This is a genomic window from Kineococcus glutinatus, assembly GCF_039542765.1.
Lineage (GTDB): Bacteria > Actinomycetota > Actinomycetes > Actinomycetales > Kineococcaceae > Kineococcus_A > Kineococcus_A glutinatus.
The window spans coordinates 1-697 of record NZ_BAABIL010000940.1 but is presented as its reverse complement, the minus strand read 5'-3'; the positions used below and the strand labels follow the sequence as shown (position 1 = coordinate 697).

1 pseudogene is annotated in these 697 nt (G+C 78.2%); it reads right to left on the bottom strand.

The window, feature by feature from the left end:
* Nucleotides 1–204, bottom strand: a pseudogene (locus ABEB16_RS22710) (hypothetical protein); the annotation flags it as partial.
* Between the last annotated feature and the right edge of the window lie 493 nt (nt 205–697).

The window sequence follows — 697 nt, the reverse complement described above, 5'->3', positions numbered from 1 at the left end:
CTCCTGCGGCGTCGGCGCCTGCGCGACCACGCGCCTCACCGGCGTCCTCGCCGGCCACACCGCCGCGGTCGTCACCGGCGGCGCCACGGCGACGGCCGGGGCGGCCAGCGCCGGCTGCACCGCGGTGGCGGCCAGGCACGTGGCACCCACACCGGCGGCGGTGGCCAGCAGGGCTCGACGGAGAGCGGAGGTCAGCTGCGGCAAGGCGTTACGTCCAGTGCGGTCGGGGGCCGGGGCCCTGTGGCGTCTGGCGCGGCGCGCCGCCCCGGTCGGTGGCCCGCCCGGGGGTGGAGCTCGTACGTGGTGGAGCTGATACACGGCTGGTGCGTGGTGCGACCGGCGCGCGGTGCTGCTGGTGCCCCGAGGACCGGTGGGGCAGGTGCACACCCGTGGTGCGCGCCGTCCCGTGTCGGACCTTACCTCCCTTCTCCTCGGCATCCAGGCCGCGCATCCACAGTTCACCCAGCCCGAGTGTGGTGCAGTTCACCCACCTGCAGGCGGCGACGCGCCGCACACCCCTGCGCCGCGGCCTGCGCGGTGGTAGAAGCTGGCGCGGTGCGGGAGGTGGCCGAGGACCCCGCCGGTGCGCCGGCGCAGCAGGACGGCGCGGACGACGCCGCTCGCGCCGCGGCCGCCCGGGAGGTCGCCGCCGCCACGGGCACCGGCGCGCACGTGCTCGACGGCCTGGTGCCCGACC